At 42.7% G+C, this 23406-nt stretch carries 22 protein-coding genes; 9 read left to right on the forward strand and 13 right to left on the reverse strand.

The window, feature by feature from the left end:
* The first annotated feature begins 175 nt into the window (after window positions 1–175).
* Window positions 176–1141 (forward strand): TAXI family TRAP transporter solute-binding subunit, encoded by a 966-nt coding sequence (locus L7A31_RS05875; RefSeq protein WP_237360765.1) that lies wholly within the window; start codon window positions 176–178, stop codon window positions 1139–1141.
* Between the two features lie 75 nt (window positions 1142–1216).
* Complete coding sequence (locus tag L7A31_RS05880; protein WP_237360561.1) at window positions 1217–3112, forward strand: TRAP transporter permease; 1896 nt, start codon at window positions 1217–1219, stop codon at window positions 3110–3112.
* A 93-nt stretch (window positions 3113–3205) separates the two neighbouring features.
* On the opposite strand, the gene L7A31_RS05885 is transcribed toward L7A31_RS05880, so the two are convergent.
* Both L7A31_RS05885 and L7A31_RS05890 read right to left on the reverse strand, forming a co-directional pair.
* Complete coding sequence (locus L7A31_RS05885; protein ID WP_237360562.1) at window positions 3206–4018, reverse strand: ion transporter; 813 nt, start codon at window positions 4016–4018, stop codon at window positions 3206–3208.
* 356 nt (window positions 4019–4374) lie between these two features.
* Window positions 4375–5283 carry an aldo/keto reductase gene (locus tag L7A31_RS05890; RefSeq protein WP_237360563.1) on the reverse strand — a complete coding sequence of 303 codons (909 nt, stop codon included), beginning with the start codon at window positions 5281–5283 and terminating at the stop codon, window positions 4375–4377.
* A gap of 278 nt (window positions 5284–5561) precedes the next feature.
* Here L7A31_RS05890 and L7A31_RS05895 point away from each other — a divergent pair, with 278 nt between their 5' ends.
* Both L7A31_RS05895 and L7A31_RS05900 read left to right on the forward strand, forming a co-directional pair.
* Complete coding sequence (locus L7A31_RS05895) at window positions 5562–6527, forward strand: HlyD family secretion protein (protein ID WP_237360564.1); 966 nt, start codon at window positions 5562–5564, stop codon at window positions 6525–6527.
* A gap of 44 nt (window positions 6528–6571) precedes the next feature.
* A complete protein-coding gene (locus L7A31_RS05900; protein WP_237360565.1) occupies window positions 6572–8371 on the forward strand; it encodes an FUSC family protein in 1800 nt (599 codons plus the stop codon).
* 31 nt (window positions 8372–8402) lie between these two features.
* Here L7A31_RS05900 and L7A31_RS05905 read toward each other — a convergent pair whose 3' ends face one another.
* Window positions 8403–9290, reverse strand: coding sequence for a LysR family transcriptional regulator (locus tag L7A31_RS05905; RefSeq protein WP_237360566.1), 888 nt, complete (start codon window positions 9288–9290; stop codon window positions 8403–8405).
* Between the two features lie 93 nt (window positions 9291–9383).
* Between L7A31_RS05905 and L7A31_RS05910 the strand changes: the two genes are divergently transcribed.
* Together L7A31_RS05910 and L7A31_RS05915 are read left to right on the forward strand one after the other, a co-directional pair.
* On the forward strand, window positions 9384–10313 hold the full coding sequence (locus L7A31_RS05910; protein WP_237360567.1) for a DMT family transporter: 930 nt from the start codon (window positions 9384–9386) through the stop codon (window positions 10311–10313).
* A gap of 381 nt (window positions 10314–10694) precedes the next feature.
* A complete protein-coding gene (locus L7A31_RS05915) occupies window positions 10695–11180 on the forward strand; it encodes a GNAT family N-acetyltransferase (RefSeq protein WP_237360568.1) in 486 nt (161 codons plus the stop codon).
* A gap of 164 nt (window positions 11181–11344) precedes the next feature.
* Here the strand turns inward: L7A31_RS05915 and aroG are convergent, their stop codons facing one another.
* A complete protein-coding gene (gene aroG, locus L7A31_RS05920; protein WP_237360569.1) occupies window positions 11345–12397 on the reverse strand; it encodes a 3-deoxy-7-phosphoheptulonate synthase AroG in 1053 nt (350 codons plus the stop codon).
* Between the two features lie 376 nt (window positions 12398–12773).
* Here aroG and L7A31_RS05925 point away from each other — a divergent pair, with 376 nt between their 5' ends.
* Window positions 12774–13760 carry an ABC transporter substrate-binding protein gene (locus L7A31_RS05925; RefSeq protein ID WP_237360570.1) on the forward strand — a complete coding sequence of 329 codons (987 nt, stop codon included), beginning with the start codon at window positions 12774–12776 and terminating at the stop codon, window positions 13758–13760.
* Window positions 13761–13872: 112 nt separating this feature from the next.
* Here the strand turns inward: L7A31_RS05925 and L7A31_RS05930 are convergent, their stop codons facing one another.
* Entirely contained in the window at window positions 13873–14439 is a 567-nt protein-coding gene (locus L7A31_RS05930) for a cysteine hydrolase family protein (protein ID WP_237360571.1), read from the reverse strand.
* A 157-nt stretch (window positions 14440–14596) separates the two neighbouring features.
* Between L7A31_RS05930 and L7A31_RS05935 the strand changes: the two genes are divergently transcribed.
* Window positions 14597–15481, forward strand: coding sequence for a LysR substrate-binding domain-containing protein (locus L7A31_RS05935; protein ID WP_237360572.1), 885 nt, complete (start codon window positions 14597–14599; stop codon window positions 15479–15481).
* Window positions 15482–15495: 14 nt separating this feature from the next.
* Here the strand turns inward: L7A31_RS05935 and cyoE are convergent, their stop codons facing one another.
* From cyoE to L7A31_RS05955, 4 genes are read right to left on the reverse strand one after another with little or no spacing between them, the layout of a single operon-like run.
* Window positions 15496–16401: a heme o synthase gene (gene cyoE, locus L7A31_RS05940; RefSeq protein ID WP_237360573.1), complete on the reverse strand. Its 906-nt coding sequence runs from the start codon at window positions 16399–16401 to the stop codon at window positions 15496–15498.
* Window positions 16398–17414 (reverse strand): COX15/CtaA family protein, encoded by a 1017-nt coding sequence (locus L7A31_RS05945; RefSeq protein ID WP_237360574.1) that lies wholly within the window; start codon window positions 17412–17414, stop codon window positions 16398–16400. The genes cyoE and L7A31_RS05945 overlap by 4 nt, the downstream gene beginning before the upstream one ends.
* Before the next feature lie 40 nt (window positions 17415–17454).
* A complete protein-coding gene (locus L7A31_RS05950) occupies window positions 17455–18003 on the reverse strand; it encodes a redox-active disulfide-containing membrane protein (protein WP_237360575.1) in 549 nt (182 codons plus the stop codon).
* Window positions 18003–18815 (reverse strand): SURF1 family protein, encoded by an 813-nt coding sequence (locus L7A31_RS05955; protein ID WP_237360576.1) that lies wholly within the window; start codon window positions 18813–18815, stop codon window positions 18003–18005. Before L7A31_RS05955 ends, L7A31_RS05950 begins: the two co-directional genes overlap by 1 nt.
* On the opposite strand from L7A31_RS05955, the gene L7A31_RS05960 reads away from it, so the two are divergent.
* Window positions 18769–18996 carry a DUF2909 domain-containing protein gene (locus tag L7A31_RS05960; RefSeq protein ID WP_237360577.1) on the forward strand — a complete coding sequence of 76 codons (228 nt, stop codon included), beginning with the start codon at window positions 18769–18771 and terminating at the stop codon, window positions 18994–18996. The two genes, L7A31_RS05955 and L7A31_RS05960, sit on opposite strands and share 47 nt — an antisense overlap.
* Before the next feature lie 18 nt (window positions 18997–19014).
* Here the strand turns inward: L7A31_RS05960 and L7A31_RS05965 are convergent, their stop codons facing one another.
* The 4 genes from L7A31_RS05965 to coxB are packed head-to-tail and all read right to left on the reverse strand — an operon-like array spanning window position 19015 to window position 23273.
* The gene (locus L7A31_RS05965; RefSeq protein WP_237360578.1) at window positions 19015–19899 is read right to left on the reverse strand and encodes a cytochrome c oxidase subunit 3; all 885 of its coding nucleotides are present in this window, start codon (window positions 19897–19899) and stop codon (window positions 19015–19017) included.
* On the reverse strand, window positions 19896–20507 hold the full coding sequence (locus L7A31_RS05970; protein WP_237360579.1) for a cytochrome c oxidase assembly protein: 612 nt from the start codon (window positions 20505–20507) through the stop codon (window positions 19896–19898). Before L7A31_RS05970 ends, L7A31_RS05965 begins: the two co-directional genes overlap by 4 nt.
* 10 nt (window positions 20508–20517) lie before the next feature.
* Window positions 20518–22170 (reverse strand): cytochrome c oxidase subunit I, encoded by a 1653-nt coding sequence (gene ctaD / locus L7A31_RS05975; protein ID WP_237360580.1) that lies wholly within the window; start codon window positions 22168–22170, stop codon window positions 20518–20520.
* Between the two features lie 2 nt (window positions 22171–22172).
* Window positions 22173–23273, reverse strand: coding sequence for a cytochrome c oxidase subunit II (coxB, locus tag L7A31_RS05980; RefSeq protein WP_237360766.1), 1101 nt, complete (start codon window positions 23271–23273; stop codon window positions 22173–22175).
* Window positions 23274–23406 lie beyond the last annotated feature (133 nt).

Consider the following 23406-nt stretch of genomic DNA (forward strand, 5'->3'; position numbering starts at 1 on the left):
AGATTAATCAATGGGGCCAATAGAGCATATAAAATAACACGCTCGATTAATTACACTAATCTTGAGTCAGCCTCTCATTTTTGATTTAACGGTATTAAAGAATATTACAACGAGTTCATAATGTGCACTCAGACCCGTATTAATACCAACAAAAATAAAGGAAGCGAACAACATGATGTCTCGGTTAGTTCAAAAAGGAATGGTTTCACTCTGCTTAGCAGTAACCCTATTATTTTCTCACCTCTCCTTAGCTGACAGTTATACCATTGGTACAGGCAGTCAAAGTGGTACGTATTATCCTCTTGGTGGGATGCTTGCCACTGTGTGGAGTGACAATATCCCAGACTTTGATATGCGAGCAGAAGTGACTGCGGCGTCAGTAGAAAATGTCATTAAAGTAGCCCTACACAAACAGCTTGTTGGTATTGCCATGGAAAATGTTGTCCTTCAAGCACATGAAGGCCACAAGCCTTTCCCTAAGCCTATGGACGTTTCCGTTCTATTTGCTCTTTACCCCAACGTCGTACAATTTATTGTTCCTGCAGACTCCGACATTACTTCCATAAAACAATTGAAAGGAAAAAAAGTATCTTTGGGTGCTGCAGGTTCCGGTACACGAGTAAGCTCTATAAATATACTCAAAGCATTAGGCATATCTGAGTCAGACGTTGACGGCCAAGCCCTAAATTACTCAGCAACGACCAGTGCTCTTGCCAATGGCCAAATTGATGCTGGAGTCATTGTAGGCAGCTTAAAAGTTGGAGCAATTACCGAGCTAGCACTAACCCGCGATATTCGTATTTTGTCTTTTACTCCTGAAGAGCTTGCCGAGATTTCAGCAGCTTACCCATATTATGAGAGAATTGACGCCCCCACCGGAATCTACAAAAACGTCAAGGCATTTTCTGCACCAGCTGTATGGAATGTACTTGTAGTAAACAAAGACATGGATGACGAAATGGCCTATGAGCTAACTAAAGTAGCGTTTGAAAATATTAATAAGATTCGTGCAAATATAGGCTTGGCTGAAATTTCCGATAGTGAAGAGATACATCAACTGACTGCATTCCCACTCCACCCTGGCACGAAAAAATTTGTAGACGAGTACACCAAATCTCACCCCAACACACAGACAATGTAATTAAGTAGACTCAACCACCCACTTGCGGTGGTTGAGTCTTTCTTGTACGTCGACATTGAACGATGGAGAGAGTCCATGGATAACTTGAACTACAGCACTAGTGATAAAATAGCCGATAAACTAACGCTAGTCGCGAGCTTCCTCGCTGTATCTCTTACCACTTTTGAGATCTGGCAAAGTATCACCGCAAACTTATCTGCACCGATATTTAGACCACTTTATTTGAGCTGGGTACTTGCACTCGTTTTCTTAGTTTATCCGCTGGTTAAGCCCAGTAAAAGCAACACCTTGTATATCTTAGCGCGTGCTGTTGATATTGCTCTTATCGCGGCGGTTTGCTGGGCAGCGAACCGACTGTTGCACTTTGATTATGATGACATTAGCTTCTTGCTTGATGGCCTTCAGCCAGCAGATCAGCTAGCGGGTATTGTAATTATTGCCGCTCTATTAGAAGCCACACGAAGAACCGTTGGCCTGACAATGTTGCTTATCGCTGCTTTATTTCTTAGCTATGCGCTTTTTGGCGATATCCTTCCTGCTGGCTTCTCAAGCAAAGGGTTTTCTCTCGAAGAAATCATCCGCTTTCATATATTTTCAACCAATGGTGTGTTTGGCGCACCACTAGCGATTGCAGCGGGCGTGGTGTTTATTTTTGTTCTCTTTGGTGCCTTCTTACAAGTCACAGGAGCTGGGCAGTTCTTTATTGATAGCGCTTTTGCGTTAGCCGGTAAATATCGTGGCGGCCCTGCTAAAGCCAGTGTTGTCGCATCGGCAGCTCTTGGCTCAATTACTGGCTCAGCAATCGCCAATACCGTAACGACTGGCGCTCTCACGATCCCAATGATGAAAAAGCTGGGGTACAAGCCGGAGCAAGCAGCCGGCATCGAAGCGGCTGCTTCTACGGGTGGACAGATAATGCCACCAGTTATGGGCGCTGGCGCATTTGTCATGGCTCAATTTACAGGTATTCCTTACAGTGAGATTTTAATCGTTTCGATTGCCCCGGCGATTTTGTACTTCATGTGCACTCTTTTATATGTACATTTGATGGCCTGCAAGTTGGGCATCGACGGCATGTCAAAAACGGAACAAATACTAACGATACTCAAACAAGGGTGGCATTTTCTTTTGCCTCTCGTGTTTATTACCATGTTACTGTTAATGGCCTATACACCTGTACTTGTAGGTGTCGCTGGGTGCGTAGCCATCGTCCTAGCCGCAATGTGTCGTAAACACAGTCGCATCTCATTTGCTTTAATCCTCGAAGGAATGAAAGCTGGGGCACTTCTTTCTCTGCCTATTTCGATTGCGTGCGCAACGGCAGGAATAGTTGTCGGCGTGGTAGGTCAAACTGGTATAGGCCTGCAGTTTACTCAGTTTTTAATTTCCTTATCTGGCGGGCATTTATGGTCAGTGTTAGCACTGATCACTGTCGCTGCAATCATTTTAGGTATGGGCCTTCCGGTTACTGCAGCCTACATAGTATTGTCGGTAATGGCCGTACCAGCACTGACTAACCTTGGGATCGGCTTGCTCGCAGCGCATATGATTGTCTTCTGGCTTTCTCAAACATCCAATGTCACTCCTCCTATCGCTCTCGCAGCGTTTGCAGGTGCTGGGGTCGCCAAAGCTCCGCCGATGGCATCAGCTATTCAAGCATTCAAACTTGCACAAGGCTTTTTCCTAATACCAATCATGATGGCATTTTCTGGGCTAATTTGGGCCAACAATCCTGTCGATTTTTTGGTTTCAATCTTGGCAACTATTGGCCTAATTGTCGCGTTTGCAGGGGGAATTGAGGGAAGACTTTTCAACCAGCTAAACATGGCCCAGCGCGCTGTGTTGCTGACACTCGCACTGGTCATAATCTTCAGTTCAGACTGGATCAGGATGGGGGCACTAATTTTGATAGGGTTGATTGGCTTGTTTAATATAAAAAAGCCTAACAGCTTAAAAATAAAAGCTAGCTAGACCACTAAAAATACATACCTGCTGAAATTAGCAGGTATGTACGGCAGTAATTGCTACTCATTGCCCTGATAGCTATGTTGTAGCTGCTCATGTTTATTTCGACTGCTGTGCTTGCAGCATAGATTTTATCTCGGCTAACTCTTGTTTGAGTTCCACCATCGTTGGCTCGTTGTCGGCTTTACTCTTTTCCTCTCTCAATGCTGCGTGCTCTTGCTCAAGGACATTGACCACAATCCCTATAACCATGTTTAAAAAAGCAAAAGCGGTGAAGAAAATAAACGACAGGTAATACAACCAGCTAAGTTTATACACCGTCATCGTTTCATACATAACGTCAGTCCAGTCTTCGAAAGTCATTACCCTAAACAAGGTAAGAAGGCTGATTGAAATATCACCCCACAGGTTAGGGTTAATTTCACTGAAAAAGGTGCTGCCAATCGCTGCATAGATATAGAAGATGATAAACATCAGTAACATGACATAGCCTAACTGAGGCAACGCTTTGATAAGCGAGTTAAGCAACATTCTGAGCTCAGGAATAATGGATACCATCCGCAACACACGGAAAATCCGAACTAAGCGACCAATAAGAGCGAGCTCACTATCTGAAATCGGAATTAAGCTCACCACTACAATCAAAGTATCGAAGACATTCCAACCATTCTTGAAAAAGCGCTTCTTATCCTTTTCTCCAATGAATCTAATAATGATTTCAAATAAAAAGATAAACGTGATAAACCAATCTAAAACGTGGATTAGCTTAACCACAAAGTCAGGCAGCTCATAGGTCTTCGCACCTATGACTAAAGCTGAAAAAATAATGACACCAACAACAAACAACTCGAATATTTTATTGCTTCTCAGTCGTTCGAATCTAGTTTGCCATGTATACGACTGCTCCGTCATTTAGCCTCCTTTGCTAAACCATTTTCCATTGCTGCATGAGTCTTCCATTAAATCATGCAATGCAGCAAATGTACGTATCCATTAACCTCATATAGTTACAAGGTGTGTTATTCAAATTGAGATGGTTTGGCTATACATAATCCTAAAATAAACATTTGGCATCAAGAACTCACTAAAGTTGTTTTTCTAAGGACTGTTAAACATTGACTTGCATCACCTATCGACATTCATTAGCTCTAGCACAAAACAGTCGACGCTCTAAGTTGCTAAAAAAGTTACTAAAAAGTTGCTAAAAAATAATCCCACAACGCGAACACGTGTGGGATTGTAAAACATAGTGAGGTGGACTGAACTTTCTATGGCACACCGTGCCCTTTAGATGCAACCCACACTCTAAACCACTGCTCTCTGGTTAACTCAATATCCAACGCTGAAACCGCTGTTTTTACTCGTTCAATTTTTCCTGAGCCTATGATTGGCAAAGGTTTACATGGCAAGCTGCGCACCCATGCATAGATGACTTGATCGATAGATTCAGCGCCAACTTCTTCTTTGATGGCTTCAAGCTCAGCTCGAACTCTCTTAGATTGAGCAGTGGTTGCATTAAAAAGCTCACCACCAGCGAGGCATGACCATGCCATTGGTCGAGTTCGTAGCAATTGAAGTTGGTCCAGAGTGCCATCATGAACAACATCAAAATTAAGCGGATTGATTTCTACTTGGTTGGTTACTAATGGCTTACCCAATCGTGATTGCAATAATTCAAATTGGCGTGGAGAGAAGTTGGATACGCCAAAGTGCTTCACTTTACCCACTTTATGAAGTTCTGCGAATGCGCCAGCTACCTCATCAGCATCCATCAATGCATCAGGACGATGGATCAGAAGCACATCTATTTCACTAATCCCCAAGCGCTCTAATGAATTGTCTACCGACTGATAGATATGTTTGGCACTAGTGTCATAGTGGTTTATCTTCTGATCTGGATTTTTATTTCCACAAAGCTTGATATCACATTTGGTCACGATCTCAATTTCATCACGCACACTGCTATCGAGGGCAAGTGCTTCACCAAACAGCTTTTCACATTCGTAATTGCCGTAAATATCAGCGTGATCGACTGTGGTGATTCCAAGCTCAATATGCTGTTTTAAGAAACTTAAACGCTGTTGAGGCGTCATTTTCCAATCAGCGAGTCGCCAATATCCCTGTACCAACTCTGACAGTTCTGGGCCTTGTTGCGCTACAACTACCTTTGCAACCATGAGTATCTCCTTTTATTAAACTCACATGAGGGTATGCCCTGCCAAAGATTTTCTCAATAGATTCTTTTACCAAACAAACCTTTTATTATTGATAGTTACGTTATTTTTATATCAACGTGACACTGCACATCAATCTTCAAACTAATCTTTTATTTATTAAATAGTTACACCCATATTTGCAGAGTTCGCAAAAGTGCTTTGCACCTATCAAGTTGTGACTCAAGTCACCTCAAAATACACTTCTCATCATTGAATATTTGACTAAATTGAGAACAGACATGGCAAAGCATCACTGGGTATATACCCTACTAGCCTGCATTATCCTTTATGCCGCTTATTACACCTCTGGCTATTATTTTGTATATAACAATGATGCTTACGTGAATTCCGATTGGGTCAACGTGCCAAGTCAATTGGACGGACAAATTACCAAGGTGATGATTAATAATCATCAAAAAGTGGAAGCTGGCCAACCATTGATACAGTTAGACGATACTAGTTACAAACTAACGCTTAAGCAGGACATGTCTGCGCTAAGCGCGGCAAAAAGCAAAATCAAGATCGATCAATCAAATATCGATGCCGCGAAAATTCGCCATACTCAAGACCAGTTTCAATCTACTTTGAATGCCAAAAACCTAGCACGTGATAAAAAATTGGAAGCCAAGCATTTGATTGCTAAGAAAGCGCTAGATACCGAGTACACTTCCGCTACAGTGTCTAAATTGCAACTCAAAGCTGATAAGGTCTTGTTAGAAAAAGCTAAGCAGCAACGTACTCTTGACCAAAAGAACATTCAAAAACTCAGTGATATGGTGAGCAATGATCAATGGCAATTGAGTAATACCACTATCAAAGCAAGCACTACTGGCTATATCAGCAATATGTTTCTCCAACCTGGCGACTATGTTCAAAAAGCAGATAACCTATTTAGTATTGTCAGAAACAATTGGTGGATTACTGCAAATATCAAAGAAAGCAATCTCGTAAAAATTAAACCGGGTCAAACCGCATGGGTTTACCTAACCAGTAAACCGGGTCGCCTATACAAAGGACATGTAGTGAGTATCGAACGAGGTGTAGCACGTTCAACAAATAATGATCGAGGCGGCTTGCCATATATCACACCAGAAACTAGCCTAATTCGTTATGAGTACCGAGTGCCAGTGAAAATCCAATTAGATCAGAAAATACCTGGATTGGTAAAAGGTTTGAGCGCCAAAGCATTTATCTTCCCAGCCTAAATATTACGACTAAAATATTAATCAGACATAACAACTAGATGGCAATGAACAGTATTAATAACGCTAGATATCAATTTGCAGCAAGGATCGCGCTCGCTGTCGCAGTTAGCATGACTCTCACACAATGGCTACACCTAGAAGAAGTCTATTGGGCGGGAATCAGTGCAGCCGTAGTTGCATCATTTAACGAAGTCGGTCATGTTGCTAGCAAAGCAAAACAGCGTATTGCAGGCACTATATGCGGCTGTTTGATTTGGGGTGTCATCTCTTTTTTCTTTCCTTCATATGGCTCTATCTACTTATTAACTCTCGTGCTTATTGCTTCACTCGGTTTTAGTAACGCTAAGCTAGATTTAAGATACAGCTACTTTTGGCTATATGGCTCTTTTACGTTCTTAGTATTTAGTACTCCACTAGGTATACCCAATAATCTCATCGTGCCGCTACATATTGCTCGAATCTACGAAATAGTGATTGGTTCTGTCATCGGCTTAGCCACGCATTGGCTTAGCTTCAGTTACCGCGCGTCCAAGGAGCTTGATACACTTTGGAAAAATTACCAACATCAGTTTGAAGACTTCATATGCAGCACGTATTCTGACTTGAAAGCGAAAAATTATGGCAATCAAAATTCGTTGCTTATCGAAGTAAGCCAAATGCTTGCCAGTGCGAAAAAGTTAGAAAACAAAATCGCCTCCGCAAATTTAGAGAAAAAGCACCCTCATTACCTAATCAAGATAAGGCTCTGTCGTCATGTCGAGCACTACCTTTATGGGCTAAATCATCTACTTAATAGCCTACCAGAACCAAATAGTAGCCAACAAATCTCAGGCTCAGAGATAAGCGCACATGAAAAAGCGATTTTGAAAACAATAATTCAATCTCTTTTTGCTAATAACACATTATCTAAGTCGAAGACTGCAGAAATATCGAAGGCTATTAAGGAAGAGCTATCCAACGGGAACCCACAGTTAGAACAGTTTTGGCATCAAACATTGGGCTTTTTTCACAATGTCACTCACAGCAATGAACCGGAAAAATTCCATCAGAGGAAATGGACTAAAGAGATCACTCGATTTGAGTATATTAATGCTCTTCGCTGGTCACTAATTGTCGTTTCTTTACCATTGCTTTGGCTGTTTCTCGGCTATCAACCAAACCTGCAGTTGGCGGTGACCGCAATGTTGGTGCTGATGTATAGCGAATCCAACAACATTGTAAAAACAAAACATAGGCTTGTGGGAGCGGCAGCCGGATTTTTATTAGCAATTCCCGCCTTGGCAATGATTCATGGCAACACATTTGTCTACTTTGTCATGATTCTAGTAGTGAGCTTTGCCCTCGAAAGCATTTTTTATGAAGCCAAACGCAACTACATTGCGCTACAAGGTGTCATTTGCTTCATCATTGGCTTAGGTTCTGACTCCCACCTCGATGCATCTATGTCCAGAGTTATCGGTATATTTTTTGGAATCGTGTTGACGTTAATAATAATTAAATGGATCTGGCCAAAAAATATCAATCGAGAAAAAGAAGTGATTCAAGGTCAGGTGAAGTATGTTTTAAGTCAGTATCTCTATGCTGTAAAACAAAACCTGATCGAAAACTATCTATTTAGCCACAATAAAACTTTAACTAGCTATTGGCACTGGCAAATAGAGCATGATTTAAACCAGCTAAAGAAAGTGGATGCAAAGCAAGCATCAGCATACATCAACCTATATAACCAGTTGAGTCACAGCGCATTTACCCACTCGTCACCGTTGCAACAGCAACACGTATCTAAAGGCGAATTCTGGAAACATTTACACGATTTGTACGAGATTCAGAAGACGCTTTGTTAATTTAACTGCAATGATTTAAAAGAGGCTAGTTTTATTTAAAATGCAATAGGACAAATTCAATGAACAGACGTACTCGCATTGGTAAGTTATCGCGATCGCGATACAGCATATACAATGTGTGGGCTTTACTACTCCAGTCGGGCAAGACATGATTCATTTCCCCTTGAGAGATCATTGGTAGCGCAAAATAATCAGGTACGTAACCAATGCCTAACCCTGTTTTAATCGCGTGAGTTAGCATTCCGATTTCATCTAATTCCAGTCTTAAACCCTTAGTAGGCTGATAATCAAACTTTCCACCATTCTCTTTATGTACCAACCGCCACGGTATCATAGGACGACAAATGACTGTCGGATGACCGCACAACATGTCAGGTGTAGTTATGCCGGAAATATCATAGTCGGGGTGAGAGCACAAAATGAAATGAATGTCCTTTAGCGGCCTCGCAATCCAATTGTCGACCACTGTATTCCCAACTCTAAACACCACGTCCATGCCTTCCGCTTCAATATCAATCAAAGCATTGGAAAAACTTAGGTCTAGTTGGATATCTGGGTATTTCAGCAAGAACTCATAAAAAATTGCGCGCAGAAATTGAGTACCCACGTTGATAGGAGCGGAAATGCGAATTTTTCCTTGAGGCTGATACTTATCCCGATGCAGATCTTCATCAATATCGTTGAGTTCATAAAACAGAGCGGCCGAACGTTGAAAATATTGCTCTCCGATACTGGTCAAGGCTACACGATGAGCGTCTCGATTGAGAAGACGCAGTTGTAAATCGGTTTCTAATTGGCGGATACGGCGACTCAAGGTTGAAAGAGGCATACCCAAAGATTGAGCAGCATCTTTAAAACTGCTCAAACGCGCTACAGCACAAAAACAGCGCAGATCGTCTAACGAATATCTAGATTTCATTATTGGTATTTACCGTCCTATTTTTGCTTGTTTATCTAATTATTGAAATAAATACACTACGGAATACTTTTTGACAAGTCATCTGGAATGGCCATGAAATCTGATTCAACAATCAAAGCAGTTATCCTCCTTATTATATGCACCTTCTTTTGGGGTAGTTGCTTTCCAATTGGCAAAAACGCTTTAAACCAAATTCATGCTCTTACTTTGGTGTTCTGGCGCTTCGTCATTGCGGCTCTGTGTCTTGCTGTATACCTCAAGGCTGGACGCATATCCAAATTGAGCTTGAGTTCAAAGCAATGGGTGTGGGTTGTATTGGTCAGCGCAGTAGGGATAGGTGGACTGAATCTTTGTTTGTTTACAGGCTTAGCCTCCACCAGCGCAACTAATGGGGCATTAATTATGGCACTTAGCCCTTTGATGACTTCTTTCATAGCCTGTGTTGCGCTGCGAACTCTACCGTCTGGTGCCCAGTGCTTTAGCCTACTGGTAAGCCTGACAGGGGTGCTAATGGTGATAACTAACGGGCATTTTGAAGCGCTATTTTCTATGCAAATCAACCATGGTGATAAGCTGATATTTTTCGGTATGCTGGCTTGGAGTCTCTATACATACTTTAGCCAAGGTATCAGCCGCTGGATGCCGGTGCTCCCTTATACCTTTGTTGGAATGTTAAGTGGAGCCACTGTTATTAGCGTCATGTGTTTGGTATCGCCAGAGGTACATCCATTTGCTGAGTTATGGAATAGCTCCATGTTGGGTATATCGGAAGTATTATATATCGGAGTATTTGGAACCGTTGCTGGTTATTTGTTGTGGCTCAACGGTGTGCGACACTTAGGTTCAGCCAACGCGGCCCTGTTTTTCAACTTTGTGCCCATCTTCTCTGTATTGACCTCATATATGCTTGGTCAAGCGGTTACTGAGTTACAACTACTAGGTATTGCAGTTGTTATTGCAGGTTTATTGCTACCTCGTATCTCACTGTTTAACCGCGAAACTAAAATTTGCTCTGAAGCCTAGTTAGGCTCTCAATTACTTAATAAGGATGACTGAGAACCTTTTAAATTCGGTATAAACATTTCGGCACTTACGAGCAATTATATCCATGAGTAATTGCTTTCTATATTGGCATTTTCTAGCTTAAAAGTGCCCCTTTTCTTCTCAGCGCGAATATCTACTCCAAACCTTAGACTGTACGTTTGCCTTAACTGTAGTTATTCGATGAAGTGCCGAATCAAGCTTTTTCAAAATTATGCGTTATTTGGCGGTCTAACACTCAATGCCTCTCATTAACCTATTGATTATTAATTAAACTTTGATTGGAAAGGCTGCATTATAGGACGACAAAAGACGGCCAAAAGCCGTATAGAAAGCGTTAGCCGACAACCAGAAATTTTAGTTATGGAGAACAAAGTGAACGTAAGGAAAGCGATCAAGCAAGACTCAGGTAAATTGCTAGAACTTATTGGACATAAAGCTGAGTTTGACCGAAGTATGAAAGGGTTCGACGGTGAAATCTCCACGACTAAAGAGAAGATTGAACGAACCTTATTTGGTGAGTATCCGTTTGCTCACGCTTTGCTATTAGAAGTCGATGGTGAAGTCCAGGGTTTCGCCTTGTTTCATTACCGTTATTCATCCTTTCGGGGAGAACCGTCTATTTGGCTGGATGATCTTCTAGTTGTTGGTAAGCATCGGTCAAAGGGATACGGTGCAGAACTTATGCATGCTTTGAAAACGGTAGCTCAAAAGTCATTAACTTCTCATATTTCATGGACAGCTAGCCCACACAACACCAAAGCACACGAGTTCTACAAAAAGTTAGGTGCAGAAGTTGAACGGATGGATGGCCAGCGTCCTTATTTCCGTTGGGCAATGTACGGCTAACAAACGTTTAAGGCTCAAGATACTTTCTCTAATGTCCACGAAACGAGTTAGAGCTTCGACTTTAACTCACTTTTGTCCAAAACTGAGCTACGTACAATCGAAATTTAACCTCCCAAACAGTAAAGGCTCCCATCGGGAGCCTTATGTAAATATATAAGCGCTGATTAAACGTTTCTTCTAGACTCTACTGCGTCTGCTAGCTGACGAAGTACTTTTTCAGTGTCTTCCCAGCCAATGCATGCATCAGTGATCGATTGACCGTAAACTTCGGCTTTGCCATCAATCAAATCTTGACGTCCTTCTACAAGATGAGACTCAATCATTACGCCAAACACTGCTTTCTCTCCACGAGCAACTTGAGCGGCTACATCTTCAGAAACGATCATTTGACGCTTAAACTGCTTTGAACTGTTCGCATGGCTAAAGTCGATCATAACCTTCTGAGGTAAACCAGACGCCTCGAGTTGATCTTTGATTTCAGCAACGTGCTCTGCGCTGTAGTTAGGCTCTTTACCACCGCGAAGAATGATATGACAATCTTCATTTCCAGCCGTTTCTACAATAGCAGAGTGGCCATATTTAGTTACCGATAAGAAATGGTGAGAAGCGCCCGCTGAACGAATCGCGTCAGTTGCAATTTTAATATTGCCATCTGTACCATTTTTAAAGCCGACTGGACATGACAAGCCAGAAGCCAATTCACGGTGAACCTGAGACTCAGTAGTACGTGCGCCAATTGCGCCCCAGCTAATTAGATCAGCGACATACTGTGGCGTGATCATATCAAGGAACTCACTCGCCGTTGGCATACCCATATCAGTTAGGTCCAACAGTAGCTTACGGCCAATTCGAAGGCCATCGTTCAACTTAAAGGTATCGTTGAGGTACGGGTCGTTTATTAGACCTTTCCAGCCAACTGTTGTTCTTGGTTTCTCGAAGTAGACTCGCATTACAATTTCAAGCCTATCTCCTAGCTCATCACGAAGAACTTTCAAACGCTTACCGTATTCGATAGCGGCTTCTGGATCATGGATAGAGCATGGACCAACGATTACTAACAGGCGATCGTCTTTATCACTTAAAATGTCATGAATAGCTTTTCTAGATTGAAAAGTCGTCGAAGACGCAACTTCAGTTGCTGGAAACTTTTCCAATACTGCAACAGGGGGTAATAGCTCTTTAACTTGTTTAATTCTTACGTCATCGGTTTGGAACATTGCTCAGTCTTTCCTATATTTCTAGCGCTGATGGCTGCACTGCAATCAGTATTTCTTCTTGGTAATGACTGTAACTTATCGGTTTAAACTCGACAGTGCAATCACTAATTTACAAAAAAGGCAAGATTCCCATTAACTTTACAAAATCAAAAGATCGTAAATAATGATGTACAGGAAAAATAAGTACTAAAATTCAAATAATTAAACCACTATAACGTCGAAAGTCTTCAGACTACAAACCGCATTTCACTTAAAACTGACCTAAATTCAACGTATTTAGCAAAAAACTGCTTAATTTATTGGCACTTTTTCCTTCAGCACTCTAGATCTTAGAGAGATTAGTTTATTAAATGAAGTAACCAACGGAAGGTGTAGCATGATTGGAAGAACGTACATCTGTCTTTTAACCGCGTGTTTATTGCTTAACGTCCCCTCAGCCTTCGCAGCTAAAATCCTCATTATCAACAGCTACCATCCAGAAAACATATGGACAATGAACTGCTTACAAGGTGTATCCGACACTTTGGGTAATCAGCACGACATAGAAATTCTGTACATGAATACCAAACGCAAGCCAAAGGCAGAATTCAACCAAATAGCGAAGGATACTCTAGAACAAGCGGAGAAGATTAACCCCGACCTAATCATGCTTGCGGATGACAACGCACTTAGCCTGCTAGGGCAAGATCTGAGCAAAAAAGATATTCCAATTGTTTTCTATGGAATTAATAACAACCCTAGAGTTTATTTTAAACCAGAGCGCCTACCGAATAACGTTTTTGGTGTGTTGGAGCGGCACCTCATCTTACCGTTGGTTAGGCACATCAAAAATATTGCCCCTATTAAACACAACCGGATTTTAGTTCTTTTAGATGACAGTACCACTTCACAGTCAATCAAAGCAGTCGGACTGAAAGGAGATGACCAGAATATTGTCGGAGATACTGAGGTCAATGCTCAAACCGTTCGGTATTTTGATGACTGGAAACAACATGTATTGCAGGCGGGAGAAAGTTATGACGCCATCATATTGCAGACTTGGTATACAGTCTTAGACAGGAAATCTGGACAAGTGATCAACGAAAAAGAGGTGCTTGACTGGACAGGAAAAAATACCACAGTTCCTCTTTTTTCTTCCGTCTCTTATGCCGTTGGCAATGACAAAGCAGTCGGAGCATTCGTGCTATCTGCTTATGGGCATGGAAAAGAGGCGGCAAACTCTGCAATAACACTTTTAAATGGCGACAAACCGAAAAAATTCAAAACCAGCAAATCGGGGATATTTTACCTCAATAAAAGGGGGCTAGATAAATTCAACCTGACTGTACCGCATAAAATAAGAAACCACGCTACCTACAAGTAAATGATATCCTTGCTGGGTTATTAAACTGTATAGTCAAAAAAGCCTACTGGCAAACCAGCAGGCTGTGGGTATGGTTCGAGCCCAATCTATCAGCTAGAGAGCTTGGTTAAAGTTAGACTAAGTCGTCAACTTTCACAATGTTGGCAATACGAGATAACATGTCAATGGAAGTCATGTGTTCCTGTTGGTCTGCCGCCGCACACGCATCTTCGATGATCGTCACTTTGTAATCTCTGTCATGCGCATCGCGAGTCACTGCTTGAATTGCCCATGCAGTGCTGACTCCACATACATAGAGTTCATCGACTTTGTTTGCGCGAAGAACTGGTTCTAGATTCGTTCCATAAAATGGGTTTACACGAGGTTTTTCGATGATGAAATCAGACGGCTGCACGTCCAGATCTTCATGAAAATCCGTTCCAAATGAGCCCAATTTTAACGCTTCAAACTGATTTGCTTTACCGAAGATTGGCGACTCTTTTGGCTGGGCATGATAGTTCTGTTCAAAGCCAACTTTAACCTGCACCGTTAGCCAACCTTGCTTTCGAGCAAATGCTAATGCTTTGTTAGCATTGTCAATTGCATTTTGCTCTTGCGTATGAGCTGCCGAAGAAGGAATTTTTCCGTCTGGGTGACAAATATCATTGATGAAATCGATAACTAGAAGCGCTTTACTCATTTTTCAACCTTTTTGTTTTAATGCTAGAGACCCAATGATGCTATGGGAGCCAGCTTTTATTGCACAGCTTTAGAATATGTACACAGTATATTCTGGTAGAATTTCGATAAAAATCGATATACATTAACCGATATGTAAGGTTTGCTAACAAATCGCCATGAGAGATCTTCCTCCTTTAAAAACATTGCCAGTATTTTTAAGTGTTTGCCACCACCTAAATTTTACCAAAGCAGCTGAAGAGCTTTGCATTACCCACTCTGCTGTAAGCCAAAACATTCAGAATCTAGAGTCATTTTTGGGTAAAAAACTTATCAACCGAACCACTCGTCACATGGAATTGACGGCAGAAGGGGAACGTTATAGGCAAAGCATTGAAGAAGGCATGAACCTTATTGTCAGAGCGACTCAGCGAGAAATGCAATCTGATAAACAGGTTTATCTCAACTCGATCCCAACGTTAGCTCTAAAATGGCTCATTCCCCGCCTGCCGAACTTTACAACCGCGCATCCAGATATCGAACTTAGGCTCTCGGCTATTTCTTTGTCTGATTTCGATATTGATGCAGATAATCTAGATCTAGCTATCGGCTATGGCAACAGCCCTGACTGGTGGCCAGATAGCGTAGCGAAAGAGTGGTGCCAAGATCAGCTCCTGCTGGTCGGTCGCCCAAGCGTGTTAGAAAAGTATCAATCTATTGAAGAAATCTTGCAGAACGAAACTCAGATCTGGGTGAAAGATAGATATCGAAGCAGCGATTGGAAACAGTGGGCAGACGCTAAAAACCTCCCTCTTGGCAGCAAAGCAAAAAAGCAGGTTTTTGAAAACTCTACTCAAGCTATCCAAGCCGCAATTGCTGGAGTCGGTATTTTCGTCACTCACAATATATTTGTAACCGACGAACTTTCGTCTGGCCTTTTGAAAAATCTAGCAGAGCCAGCTATCACTATCGACTCTTGGTACTACATACTTTGCCGCCCAGACAAAGTACGCAGTAAAAACGTAAAAACAGTGATTGATTGGTTGATGGAAGAAGTTAGTTAACCACCGCCTAAGCACTAAATCGTCAAGTAGTGATCGGCAAGTAAAGCAACAAACAACATCATCAAATGATAAATAGAAAATTTGAACGTGCTGATTGCCGATTTATCAGTTTGGTAGTATTTGAGCTGCCAAGCTGAGTAAATAAACCCAACACTCAACACCGTTGAAATAGCCAGATAAATCACCCCTGACATTCCTACCAATACTGGCAGCAAGCACACCATGGCAAGCAGCACTGTGTACAGCAATATCGAGGTCTTAGTGTATTCAATTCCATGCGTGACCGATAACATCGGGATTTTCGCTTTGGCGTAATCATTCTTCCTATGTATTGCCAAAGCCCAAAAGTGCGGTGGAGTCCAGACAAAAATGATCATCACCAGTAACCAAGCATGCGGATGAACCTCCCCTGTTACAGCAGTCCAGCCAAGCAATGGCGGCATAGCTCCAGCCAAGCCAGCAATCACGATGTTTTGTGGTGTTGCCCGCTTCAAATACAAGGTATAAACAACCGCATAACCCAATAGACTAAACAAGGTTAACCAAGCGGTAAGCGTATTGACACCGAAATACAAAAGAGCAAACCCGGTCAAACCAATTAGGCTAGCAAATAGAAATACTCGTGAAGCTTGAATATCCCCTGATGGCAGCGGCCGGTTAAAGGTCCGAGCCATCACCGCATCAATTTTTTGATCAATTAAATGGTTATACGCTGCAGCAGAGCCCGCCATTAAACCGATACCGATTAAACCCAGTATTGCCTGTTGGACAGGCAGAGCTCCGGGTAAAGCTAAGCACATCCCAACCACCGCAGTCAGCAACATTAATGCCACTACCTTCGGCTTGGTTAATGTTAAATACGTCCGCCAAGTAGACCTTGGATTTGGGATACTTTGCTCAACAGTCACTGCTTTACTCATTGAACACTCTCCTTACTCAGTTCAACTACTCGGCTTGGCTGCCACATCAAATAGTTCGCGTACAAAACTGTCACGAGCAATATTGCAGCACCAAGGTTATGCGCTACTGCCACCACTAACGGTAGTGCGAAAATTACATTGCTTACACCCAACGCTATTTGCAAAGCTAAAACGAGTAACAGTCGCCACCCAACCTTCTTAAGTAGTTCATCTTGTTGTATTAAACATTTCGCAGCCAAAGCTATCACTGCAATTGAGGCCAATATTGCTCCAATTCTATGAGCGACGTGAATAGTCATTCTTGCCTCATAGTCCAATACGCCAAATTCGTAATTGTCGAAACCCGAGTGGACCAAGGTAAAGGCGTTGATAACATCTAGCCTGTTAAACCAGTCTCCTTCGCAGATTGGTAGGCCTGTACACATCAGAGCGGCGTAATTTGACGACGTCCAACCGCCAAGCATGATCTGCAGTAAGACAAGTAAGGCAGCAATCGTTGCAAAGACGGGCAGAGATGGGGGAAGGGATTCATAACCTGTTGGCAGCCGCCGATCTGTGAGCTTCCAGTAGAGAATGAACAAGACGCAGAACAGCATAAAACCGCCAAGCAAATGCCCCATAACTACAGCAGGCATTAGCTTAAGAGTCACTGTCCACATACCCAGTAGCGCTTGAAAAACGATAAGAGAGCACATACCGACAGCAAAAGTAATGGGGATTCGCTTTTGTTTTGCAGCAACAAAAGCAATAGCGAAAACCAATACTCCAAGAGTGCCAGCGAAATAGCGGTGAATCATTTCAAGCCAAGCTTTATCCGCTTCTACGGTCAACCCCGGGTAGAGAATATTTGCTCTTAAGATATCTTTTCCATCGGTAGGAACGGCAAAGTGACCGTAACATCCGGGCCAGTCAGGGCAGCCTAAGCCCGCATCTGCTAGACGAGTGTATGCGCCAAGCATAATAACAATAAACGTTAAAACCAGACTCAACCTTACCAACATTTGCAACTTCATACGCTCTCCTTAGCTTTGCATCTAGGTTGTTTCTATTCGATTAACCCACTCTTGAAAGTTTTAGTAGTTTTTTTAGATCGGCCAGTAGCCCCTTAGATTGGGCCATCAGCTTGTTTGCAGTATCTACTTTGGGATAACGCATCACCAGCTGACCTAAAGGGTCGATAATGACGTATTCTGATTCATGCACTTCATTAGTGAACGCGTTACTCACATCAATGATTTGGTACGGATAGCCTTTTTTAACAGATGCATCGCTCTCTGCTGTGAAGTAAACAACTGGAGTCACCCTCCCTTGATACTTTCCGAGTGCCGTATGACTTTGGCCCAATAGGTGAAGTTGTTGGCTGCAAAACCTGTCACATTTTGGAGGCACCACAAAGCCTAGCTGCCAAGATTGACTTTGTAGCGGGTTTTTCAAACCAAGAGATTTATAACTCACAACAGGATCGAACAACTGACCATTGTTTGTGACGCCGGATTGGTACCAGTTGTTACTTAAAATAACCTTCGCTGCAATAACTGGCAAAGCAAACAACAAGACCAAACTAATCAATATGAGACGACCTCTAACCACACGATTTTTCACTACATTCTCCTAGAGTCGATTTGATAATTCTTATAAGTTCGATATAAAAGCCAACTAACAAGCACTAGTAACATCACTGCCATCGAAAACCACTGAAATGAATACCCAAAATGTTTTTTTGAACTCATTGGCAGTGGTTGCCAAGGCTGAGCGTAAGGCCAATTTTCTTCTACGGGTTGAAACAGATACGGCACTATTTCTACTCCAAATACAGATGAAAGCTGCTCAAGATTTAGGTTTTGAATGCGTTTTGGCTCGGTTAACTCAAGACCCAACTCATTACTCAATGGATTCATCATTCGCTGGTACAACTGACCGTTGAGATTTGCGGGCTCCTCAAGCCAATTTACCGCTGGCAATTCGCTGCGGATCTTTTTGCCAGCAACAAATCCCCTCTCTAACAAAAAATAATGACCTCTTTCACTTTTCACTAACTGGTATGCGAGATAGCCTACTTTCCCATTAAGTGTTTGGTTATCTAGCAGCACATAAGATCCTGATACTGGAGAGAACTCTGCAAAGACTTTTTGTCCGGTATAAGCCGCAGCATTGTGCTCTTCTTCACCATGAGCTTCTAGAAAGCTGTCAAACTCAACAGGATCCTTTGCAATATTTTGTGCAAGATGTGACTCCAACTGTTGTTTTTCATATCCTCTCGACAGTTGCCACAAACCTAATTTGACCAATAAAGAAAACACGACCAAAGTTATTAATACACAAACCCAAAAATTCTTTGATTTCAATAACATTAACAGAGGCTTTGCTATGGTTCTTGTATTTAAAATTGCGCTCGTTTTCATGCTACTTTTCATTTTCTTCAACCTTGCTAGGGCGCTTGTTCAAATGGTTAGAGAACCCTCTGAAGCCGATGAAAATACTCAACCAATGAGCCACTACTTAGGAAAACGTGTTTTATTCTCAGCAATTGTTGTTCTACTTCTCATCATTGCTCTAACCAGTGGCTGGCTAGAGCCTAACCCAAGGCCGTATTAACGGCCTTCTACTTTTTCACTACAGCACATAAACAAAGATAAATAGCGTCAACCAAACCACGTCTACAAAGTGCCAATACCAGCTACCCGCTTGAAAAGCGAAATGGTCTTTCGGCGTAAAATGATCTTTGGCTATTCGAGCGAGCAACACGATTAAAAAGATGGTACCCAAACACACGTGCAAGCCATGGAAACCCGTCAACAAGAAAAAGGTGTTACCATACACTCCTGACTGAAGGGTCAGGCCAAGTTCTTCATAAGCATGAATATATTCCGACGCTTGGTAATACAGGAAGAAACCCGCCAATATGATGGTAATTTCCAACCAAACAATTAAGGCAAAGCGTTTGTTTTTCTCCAAACTGACGTGTGCTAAGTGCAACGTAATTGATGAAGCCAGCAGAATAATAGTGTTCATCAATGGCAAACCTTGCCATGGCATCGCTTTGGTTAATTCTCCCGCTGGCGTTTCCAACAATGGCCACACCGCTTCAAAAGTCGGCCAAAGTAGCTCACCAGTCATTGCATTGTTGGACGCTCCTCCCAACCAAGGAACCGAAACCATACGTGCATAAAACAGTGCACCAAAAAAAGCGCCAAAGAACATCACTTCTGAGAAAATGAACCAGCTCATACCTTGTCGGAAAGAACGATTAATTTGAGCGGAGTAGTAACCAGACAACGACTCATTGACAACGTTAGTAAACCAGCCGGCGAGCATATAAAGCAGTACCACAAAACCAAGGCCCAACACGACTTTACCAAATACGCTACCTGCTCCACCTGTTTCCATGTGCTGCACAGTCAAACCTGCACCTACCGCCACCAAAAACAGTGCTATGGCACCTACGATTGGCCAACTACTTTGTGCCGGTACGTAATAGCGTTCAAACTTTGAACTCATAAGTTCGCTCCTTGTAATGAGCTAATTTCCATATTTTCTGAAGAGTTACTCTCCAGCGAAGCTGTATCTGTTTTTACCTTGTCACTGATATTGAATAGCGTATAGGACAGGGTCAGGGTGTGAATAGATTCGGGAATATTGGGTTCGATGTAAAAAATCAGAGGCATGCTCGCTTCTGACTGAGCATTTAGAGGTTGCTGATTGAAGCAAAAGCACTCAATTTTATTGAAATAGCTCGCGCCAAGGCCCGGTGAGACAGAAGGAACTGCTTGTCCCGTTGTAAAAGCACCTGATAAGTTTTTCGCAATATAGGCAGTTTGAATAACTTGACCCGGGTGCACTTCCATCACTTTTCGCTCAGGTTCGAACGTCCAAGGCATATCCGGGTTGATATGCGACATAAACTCGACTCGCACGATTCGAGAAGTATCCGGTACCATCCCTTTTGGTTGAATCGCTGAAACTGTATTGGTTTTACCGTTGATCCCTAACGCATCACACATCACGTCATAAAGAGGAACAAGCGCAAAACCAAAACCAAACATTCCCACCACCGCTACCAGCAGCTTGATGATTAACGTTTTATTTTTCTTTTCCACCTGTTCCATAACGACACCTTTAATCTACTTTTGGTGGCGTTTCAAAAGTGTGGTGTGGTGCCGGGCTTGGAACGGTCCACTCTAAGCCCTCAGCTCGTTCCCATGGTTTCGCAGGCGCTTTTTCGCCTCCGCGGATACATTTGATTACTAGCCATAGGAAGATTAGCTGCGATAGGCCAAAGGCAAAACCACCAATTGAAACGATTTGATTCACGTCAGCAAATTGAATCGCATAGTCAGGAATACGCCTTGGCATACCCGCCAAACCTAAGAAATGCATCGGGAAAAATAGAATATTAACTGAGATGATCGAGCACCAGAAATGCCATAAGCTCAGACGTTGATCATACATATGGCCAGTCCATTTAGGCAGCCAATAGTAGGCAGCCGCCATAATCGAGAACACAGCACCAGATACCAATACATAATGGAAGTGTGCAACCACAAAATACGTATCGTGGTATTGGAAATCAGCAGGTACTATCGCCAACATCAAGCCAGACAGCCCACCGATAGTAAATAGAACAATAAAGGCTATGGCGAACAACATGGGCGTCTCAAAGGTCAGAGCCCCCCGCCACATTGTCGCGACCCAGTTAAATACTTTCACCCCAGTTGGTACTGCAATAAGCATTGTACAGTACATAAAGAACAGTTCGGCAAACACTGGCATACCTGTTGTAAACATGTGGTGCGCCCAAACAATAAACGACAGCAACGCAATACTTGTTGTCGCATACACCATCGAATGATAACCAAACAACTTCTTGCCACTAAACGTCGGTATTATCGCGGAAATGATACCGAATGAAGGCAATATCATGATGTACACTTCCGGGTGACCAAAGAACCAGAAAATATGCTGGAACATTACAGGATCTCCACCACCAGCAGCATCGAAGAAGCTAGTACCGAAATATTTGTCCGTTAACACCATGGTGACAGCACCAGCTAACACTGGCATTACCGCAATAAGAAGGAAAGCTGTGATTAACCAAGTCCAGACAAACAATGGTAGCTTGAACCAAGTCATCCCTGGTGCGCGCATGTTAAAGATGGTTACGATCACGTTAATCGCACCCATAATCGAGCTGATACCCATGATATGCACAGAAAAGACAAACAATGCCGTGCTATCTGGGCCATAAGTAGTTGAAAGCGGAGCGTAGAATGTCCATCCAAAATCTGGACCACCGCCCTCAGTGAACAGAGATGCTAACAGAATCAAAAACGCAAATGGCAATATCCAGAAACTCAAGTTATTTAGTCTTGGGAGTGCCATATCTGGAGCACCAATCATCATCGGTATCATCCAGTTTGCAAGCCCAGTAAAAGCAGGCATTACAGCACCGAATACCATGACCAGGCCGTGAACTGTCGTCATTTGGTTGAAGAAGTCAGGGTCTACCAGCTGCATCCCCGGCTGGAACAATTCAGCACGAATGATCATCGCCATCGCTCCACCAACTAAGAACATGATGAAGCTAAACCACAAATAGAGCGTTCCTATATCCTTGTGGTTGGTTGAAAGCACCCAGCGAGCAATTCCAGATGGTGCATGATGTTCGTGATCAGAATGGTCATCTTCAACTGCGGTGGTACTCTGTACACGACCTAATTCAGCGTCAGCAGCTGGAGCAGATTTAATCTCATGTTCTTTAGACACTGTCATGGTCACTCCTTCGACTCTTGCTCGATTACCGCGTTAACATCCGAAGCTTGCACAATGTCACCAGTGTCATTGCCCCACGCGTTTCGTTGATACGTTGTTACCGCAGCGATTTCTTCTTCGGTGAGTTGGTTAGCAAATGCTTGCATCGCTGTTCCACTCTTACCATTGATAATAATATTAAGATGATCAGTGACAGCTCCTGTCGCAATGTTGCTTCCTTTAATTGCTGGGAATGCCCCGGGGACACCTAAGCCGTTCAACTGATGGCACACTGCACAGCGGTCGATATAAACTTGTTCACCAATGCTCATTAGTTCTTCTTTAGGCAATACATTTCCCAATGCCGCTTGAGCCGCTTTGCGAGCTTCCTCCATCTCGACTTTTTTGTTTGCCAGCCATTGGTCGTATTCGTCCTCTTCCATTGCATGAACGACAATTGGCATAAAGCCATGAGCACGACCACACAATTCAGCACATTGGCCTCTGTACATGCCCGGTTTATCTATCTTGGTCCATGCCTCATTAATAAATCCGGGGATCGTGTCTTTTTTAACGGCAAAATCTGGCACCCACCAAGAGTGGATAACATCATCGGAGGTAAGTAAAAAACGAACTTTACGGTTAATAGGCAGGACTAGAGGATTGTCTACTTCAAGAAGGTAATTAGCGCCTTTTGGTTCTTCATTATCGATCTGCTTTGCCGATGTAGATAACAAACTAAAGAATTCAACATCTTCGCCAAAGTAGCTGTAATGCCACTTCCATTGGGAACCCGTGACAATAACGGTTAAGTCAGACTTAGTGGTATCTTCCATCGCAACCAATGTCTTGGTCGCAGGTATCGCCATCGCAACCAAGATAATGATCGGAATAACCGTCCATATCACCTCGACCTTTGTGCTTTCATGGAAATGTGCAGCAACCGCCCCTTTGGATTTCCGGTGATTTATTATCGAGTAAAACATCACCCCAAAAACAACAACTGCAATCGCCACACAAATCCAAAATATCAGCATATGCAGTTCATAGACTTGGCCACTGATATCTGTGACACCTTTGGTCATATTAAATTTTTGTTCAGCGGAGATAGCAGGATGAGTCATACCCAAATAAAGTATACTGGCGCACAGCCCACGTATGGTTGTTGACCTTTTCAAAAGACGCTCTCCTCTACCCTGATTCAAAAATTGCCTGCCTGGCACAAGTCTTTCCGCGCAAAATCCCTAATACCTGCGA

Origin of the sequence: Vibrio marisflavi CECT 7928, assembly GCF_921294215.1 — a bacterium.
Lineage (GTDB): Bacteria > Pseudomonadota > Gammaproteobacteria > Enterobacterales > Vibrionaceae > Vibrio > Vibrio marisflavi.

Excerpts from the sequence above, each read along its gene's own strand:
- L7A31_RS05890 (WP_237360563.1), bottom strand. The coding sequence starts at position 5,283 with ATGGTTGCAAAGGTAGTTGTAGCGCAACAAGGCCCAGAACTGTCAGAG.
- aroG (WP_237360569.1), bottom strand. The coding sequence starts at position 12,397 with ATGTTCCAAACCGATGACGTAAGAATTAAACAAGTTAAAGAGCTATTA.
- L7A31_RS05960 (WP_237360577.1), top strand. The coding sequence starts at position 18,769 with ATGGTTCTTGTATTTAAAATTGCGCTCGTTTTCATGCTACTTTTCATT.
- L7A31_RS05905 (WP_237360566.1), bottom strand. The coding sequence starts at position 9,290 with ATGAAATCTAGATATTCGTTAGACGATCTGCGCTGTTTTTGTGCTGTA.
- L7A31_RS05955 (WP_237360576.1), bottom strand. The coding sequence starts at position 18,815 with ATGAAAAGTAGCATGAAAACGAGCGCAATTTTAAATACAAGAACCATA.
- L7A31_RS05915 (WP_237360568.1), top strand. The coding sequence starts at position 10,695 with ATGGAGAACAAAGTGAACGTAAGGAAAGCGATCAAGCAAGACTCAGGT.
- L7A31_RS05930 (WP_237360571.1), bottom strand. The coding sequence starts at position 14,439 with ATGAGTAAAGCGCTTCTAGTTATCGATTTCATCAATGATATTTGTCAC.
- L7A31_RS05875 (WP_237360765.1), top strand. The coding sequence starts at position 176 with ATGTCTCGGTTAGTTCAAAAAGGAATGGTTTCACTCTGCTTAGCAGTA.
- coxB (WP_237360766.1), bottom strand. The coding sequence starts at position 23,273 with ATGACTCATCCTGCTATCTCCGCTGAACAAAAATTTAATATGACCAAA.
- L7A31_RS05895 (WP_237360564.1), top strand. The coding sequence starts at position 5,562 with ATGGCAAAGCATCACTGGGTATATACCCTACTAGCCTGCATTATCCTT.
- L7A31_RS05945 (WP_237360574.1), bottom strand. The coding sequence starts at position 17,414 with ATGAAGTTGCAAATGTTGGTAAGGTTGAGTCTGGTTTTAACGTTTATT.
- cyoE (WP_237360573.1), bottom strand. The coding sequence starts at position 16,401 with ATGAGTAAAGCAGTGACTGTTGAGCAAAGTATCCCAAATCCAAGGTCT.
- L7A31_RS05885 (WP_237360562.1), bottom strand. The coding sequence starts at position 4,018 with ATGACGGAGCAGTCGTATACATGGCAAACTAGATTCGAACGACTGAGA.
- ctaD (WP_237360580.1), bottom strand. The coding sequence starts at position 22,170 with ATGACAGTGTCTAAAGAACATGAGATTAAATCTGCTCCAGCTGCTGAC.
- L7A31_RS05970 (WP_237360579.1), bottom strand. The coding sequence starts at position 20,507 with ATGGAACAGGTGGAAAAGAAAAATAAAACGTTAATCATCAAGCTGCTG.
- L7A31_RS05880 (WP_237360561.1), top strand. The coding sequence starts at position 1,217 with ATGGATAACTTGAACTACAGCACTAGTGATAAAATAGCCGATAAACTA.
- L7A31_RS05965 (WP_237360578.1), bottom strand. The coding sequence starts at position 19,899 with ATGAGTTCAAAGTTTGAACGCTATTACGTACCGGCACAAAGTAGTTGG.
- L7A31_RS05910 (WP_237360567.1), top strand. The coding sequence starts at position 9,384 with ATGAAATCTGATTCAACAATCAAAGCAGTTATCCTCCTTATTATATGC.
- L7A31_RS05935 (WP_237360572.1), top strand. The coding sequence starts at position 14,597 with ATGAGAGATCTTCCTCCTTTAAAAACATTGCCAGTATTTTTAAGTGTT.
- L7A31_RS05900 (WP_237360565.1), top strand. The coding sequence starts at position 6,572 with ATGAACAGTATTAATAACGCTAGATATCAATTTGCAGCAAGGATCGCG.
- L7A31_RS05925 (WP_237360570.1), top strand. The coding sequence starts at position 12,774 with ATGATTGGAAGAACGTACATCTGTCTTTTAACCGCGTGTTTATTGCTT.